The organism is Pseudoalteromonas sp. Z1A6 (genome assembly GCF_011378745.1).
Classification (GTDB): Bacteria; Pseudomonadota; Gammaproteobacteria; order Enterobacterales; family Alteromonadaceae; genus Pseudoalteromonas; species Pseudoalteromonas arctica.
In genome coordinates this window covers 1-4942 of the sequence record NZ_WTKW01000306.1, presented here as the reverse complement: position 1 = coordinate 4942, position 4942 = coordinate 1, and the positions used below count along the sequence as shown (strand labels likewise).

The following is a 4942-nucleotide window of genomic DNA, read 5'->3' as shown; positions in this document are numbered from 1 at the left end:
AGCTCGGCATATAGTATGCCGAGCTTTTTTGGTTGGGATGTTACTTAATTTAGCTATTAGTAGGCGCTGGTTGGGCATCTACTAGTGGTGGCTTGCCACGCATTTTACGTACTAATCGTTTAGCATCTTCTAGTGCAACATACTGGCACGGTATAAGTATCAGTGTAATTACTGTGGCAAATAACACACCAAAAGCAAGTGATACAGCCATCGGGATAACAATTTTAGCTTGTAAACTCGTTTCAAAAATAATTGGCATTACACCAATAAAGGTAGTGATTGAGGTGAGTAATATTGCTCTAAAGCGACGAGCACCGGCTTGCATTACAGCATCCTTAATCGAAACACCTTCAGCGCGGGCTTTGTTTACAAAATCAACCATAACGAGGGAATCATTTACGACCACACCCGCTACAGCAATAATGCCAAACATCGATAAGCTACTCATGGTCATACCTAAAATCATATGGCCAAACATAGCGCCCACTACACCAAACGGAATAACCGACATTATAATAAGTGGCTGCGAGTAAGAGCGAAGTGGAATCGCTAATAACGCAAATATAATCATCATTGATATACCAAAATCACGAAGCTGCTCTGAGGCGCTGTCCATCTCTTCTTGAATGCGCCCAGCTACATCACTCGTAACCCCAGGGTAGCTTTTAAGTAGTGTAGGTAAGTATTCATCACGAATTTCTTCTGCAATAGCAAAGGGTTCGGCTTGGTCGGTATTTACCGCAGCCCATACGTTTACAGTACGTTTAGAGTTTTCGCGGCGAATACGGTTTACACCGTCAACTAGTTTAACTTCGGCTACTTCACTTAGCGGAACTTCAGCGCCAGTAGGTGTAATAATACGCACACTTGCAATGTCACTTATTGAGTTACGTTCGTCTTCTGGGTAGCGGATCATGACTTTAATTTCTTCGCCTTCACGCAATATTCGCTGCGCTTCTAAGCCGTAGTAACTAAAGCTTACTTGCGATGCGACATCAGCAAGCGTTAAACCCATGCTGTAAGCGAGTGGTTTTAAATCAAGTTGTACTTCGTCAGTGGCGCTTTGCATTGAGTCGTTTACGTCGCCAACACCTTCGATTGTTTGTAATTTGGCTTTTAATTTACCTGCCACTTCTTTTAGTTCGTCAGCATTTTTGCCTTCAAGTTTAAAGCTAACGTCGCCATCATCTCGACCGCCATTCATTATACTGTCTTGAATGGTCATGGTCTTAACGCCAGGTAAAGCGGGCATTTGTTCGCGCCATAATGCACTTAGGGCAAAGGTGTCGATAGGACGCAAATCAGGCTCTACTAAAATGGCCATAATGTTTGCTTGCGTTCTGCCGCGCAGACTTACCGATAAATCGCGGATCATCGGTTTACCGTATTGCTCTTGTAATTGTTGATCGACCTTTAACAAAACGCCTTCTATTTTACGTGCGGTTTCAAGCGTTGCTTGCTCAGACGAAGCAAGGTTCATTTCTATATCAATACGCGGAAAGTCGTGCGGTATTTTAGGGTTTGGTACAAATTTAACTAAACCACCTGCAAACATACCTGCGCTTACAATAAGCAAACACATAAAGCCAACAATTACGGTATAGCGATAGTGAATACAGCGGCCAACAAAAGGAAGGTAGTAGTTGTTCACAAAGCCTTTTAAGCCACTATCAATCACCATACGTAAGCGGTGTAATAGATTTTTAGGATTTGGTTTACGTGGGTTCATTGCTGCAATGTGCGCAGGTAAAATAAGCTTTGATTCTATGAGTGAAAAAATCAAACATAAAATAATAACGCCACCAATTGCCTTAGAAAAAGCAGCGCCAGGGCCTGTTGCCATTGTTTGTGGTAAAAATGCCGCAATGGTCGTTAGTACACCAAAGGTTGCTGGCATCGCAACACGTTTAACACCACGTACAACATTATCAAGAGTGTGGCCGTACTTTTCAATTTCGGCGCTGGCTGACTCGCCCACAACTATGGCGTCATCAACAACAATCCCGAGTACAAGTATAAAGGCAAAAAGAGAGGCTAGGTTAATAGTTACGTCTAAAAAGCCAATAGGCATAAACAAAAAGGCGCCTAAAAACGAAACCGGTAAGCCCATCATTACCCAAAATGCTAAGCGTAGCGGTAAAAATAGTGCCAGCACTATCATTACTAACAAGCCACCCCAAATCATGTTATCGACCATCATATCGAGTCGACCTTCAAGGTAGTAGGTTAAATCAACAATAGGGGAGAGCTTAACGCCTGCAGGTAAAAGTGGCTCTTTAGTGGCCATGTAGCTTTTAAGGACTTTTGCTACATCGGTAATGTCTTGATCTTTTGATGCGTTAACTTCAAACGAGAGTGAATTTTTACCATTGTATTTTGAATACTGTAAGCCTTCTTCAAAGCCATCATTAATAGTTGCAACATCGCCTAAGTAAATTTGTGCGCCATCAGCAAGGGTAATAAGTGGGAGCCTTTCAAACTCAAAGCCACGGTAGGCTTGTTTTTCTACACGCATCGAAATATAACCGTTTTCAGAGCGTATTTGCCCCGCCGACATATTTGCCGAAAAGCTTTGCACAGCGCCTGCAATATCTCTAAATGTTAAGCCATATTCGCGCAGTTTATCTGGGCTGACTTCTATACCAATTTCGTACTCTAAACCGCCGTTAAAATTAACCAGGTTAACGTGAGGCAGCGCTTGTAACTCATCTTTTATATCGTTGCCAAGCTCTTTTAACTGGTAGTTACTCATGTCGCCATAAAGCGCGAGTATCATTACCTCTTGCTCAAACTTATCACGGCGAACAACAGGGCGTTCCATTCCTGCAGGAAAGGTATTTATTGAATCAACTTGTACTTTAATTTCATCAAGTACTTCTTGTGGATTGTATTGCTCTTCTATTTCAATCCACGCTTGAGAAAAACCACGATTAGAGTAGGTAATTAGGCGTTTAATGCCTTCAAGACCTTCAAGGTTTTCTTCAACTTTAATCGTAATTCCTTCTTCAACCTCTTGCGGGGCAGCCCCAGGATAAACTGCTTGTACGCTTATCCAGTTGCTTTCAAATTGTGGGAACATTTGTTTGCGAATGGTCATCGCCATTAAAAGACCGCCCACTAATATAAATATCATTAGTAGGTTGGCAGCAACGGGATTTCGGGCAAACCATGCTATTAACCCTGTTTCACGAGTGTTCATGATTATTCCTCTTTCAGCGCAAGTTGAGTTACATCAGTTTTATCAGGCGCAATATCTTCAACTTTTACTGCCATACCTTCAGTTGGATACTCAAGCGCTGAGGTAACAATTTGCTCGCCATTTTTTAGCCCTTGGCTGGCTATAATCATGCCGTTTTGTTCGCGTATAATATTGAGAGTTTTAAACGATAATGTTAAATCGTCATTTAAAATTACAATTTTATTATCTTTAACTAAGTGGTGCGCAACAATAATTGCGTTATCAAGCGGGCGACCTTCAATGGTAGCATTAATGTACGAACCAAAACGAAGAGGGCGCGTTTTATCGCCGTAAGGTGTTGCCAGTTGTGCTACCAAATAGCTCATGCGGCTTGTTTGATCAACCACACCTTCGGTGCGAATTACTTTGGCTTGCCACATTGTTTGCTTACCCGCGTATTCTGCGTTAAATGTAACATTTGAGCCTACGCCGCCATTTTTTAAATATTGCAGTTCTTGGTCGGCAACGGGTAAACGTACCTCTGCAACTGAGGTTGCACTCAATGCACCAAAACTATTACCTGGGTTTACTACTGAACCTAAGCTAATTGTGCGCTCGTTAATAATGGCATCGTACGGGGCTTTAATATAAGTACGTTCAAGGTTGCGGCTTGCACGTTTAACACTTGCTTGAGCAGAGCGGTAACGCGCGAGCTTTTCGGCCAGTTGTGGTTTACGTAAATAAAGCTCTGATGCAATAGCATCGCTAGAGTCGGATTTAATACGTTCCCATTCTGCTTTCGCTACATGCGCTTGTGCGCGTTCTATTTCAAGTGCTGAGCTTGCTTGAGCTAAACCTGCTTGCGCTTCGATAAAGTCAGCCTCGTAATCATTTGCATCAATTCGTGCTAAAATATCGCCTTGCTTTACAAACGCGCCTTCAACAAATTGATCTGATACCGAAATAACTTGCCCACTTACTTGTGCTATTAATTCGGTACGATCTTTTGGTTTTACTATGCCGTACGATTTAACATCGAGCGTTATAGAATCTAAGAGTATGCTTTGGGTCGCAACTAAAGGTCGAATGTCTTGCTCAGGCTTTTCTTCTGGTGGCTTTTTCATGGCCATAAAGGCGAAAGCTAAAGCAATACCGCCTGCTAAAACTGCAATTGGGAGTATTATTTGTTTTGTAGTAGCCACAAGGCATTCCTTCATAATTGGTGGTGACAGAGCAATAATACGCAATAAAGTGTTTACAAGGCGTTTTAAGATGTAACAAAGCATTACATATGTGTATTGCAACTTAGCGTGTGGCTAATTACGTTCTTAAAAAGGAATAAAAGTAAGTGTTTTTTATACAGAGGATATTATGAAAACAGAATCAATGACTTGCAGATTAGGCTGCGGTGCATGCTGTATTGCGCCAAGTATTAGCTCCCCAATACCAGGAATGCCAAACGGTAAAAAGGCCGGAGAGCGCTGTATTCAGCTAGATGAACGTAATTTATGTAAGTTATTTGGTGATTCAAGCCGACCTAAAGTATGTAGTGATTTTAGCGCCACGCTTGATGTGTGCGGGTCAACAAATGCACAAGCTCTAGCGCTTATTACAGAGCTTGAAGAGCTAACTTAATCCTCGTTTTTAATACACATCTATTTACAATATATTATTAATAAAAATCTTCATAAGGTTATTAAAAGCAGTCGTTAATTTATTTAATGGCGAAATATTAGACATATTTAATTTTGTTGCTAATATAGG

Annotated in this window: 3 protein-coding genes; 1 reads left to right on the top strand and 2 read right to left on the bottom strand. The window is 41.5% G+C overall.

Features of this window, described 5'->3' with window-relative positions; genetic code table 11:
* Positions 1–49: 49 nt before the first annotated feature.
* Both GQR46_RS15955 and GQR46_RS15950 read right to left on the bottom strand, forming a co-directional pair.
* On the bottom strand, positions 50–3199 hold the full coding sequence (locus GQR46_RS15955) for an efflux RND transporter permease subunit (RefSeq protein WP_165741455.1): 3150 nt from the start codon (positions 3197–3199) through the stop codon (positions 50–52).
* Between the two features lie 2 nt (positions 3200–3201).
* On the bottom strand, positions 3202–4380 hold the full coding sequence (locus GQR46_RS15950) for an efflux RND transporter periplasmic adaptor subunit (protein WP_165741453.1): 1179 nt from the start codon (positions 4378–4380) through the stop codon (positions 3202–3204).
* Between the two features lie 169 nt (positions 4381–4549).
* On the opposite strand from GQR46_RS15950, the gene GQR46_RS15945 reads away from it, so the two are divergent.
* Positions 4550–4813, top strand: coding sequence for a YkgJ family cysteine cluster protein (locus GQR46_RS15945; RefSeq protein WP_165741452.1), 264 nt, complete (start codon positions 4550–4552; stop codon positions 4811–4813).
* The last annotated feature ends 129 nt before the right edge of the window (positions 4814–4942 follow it).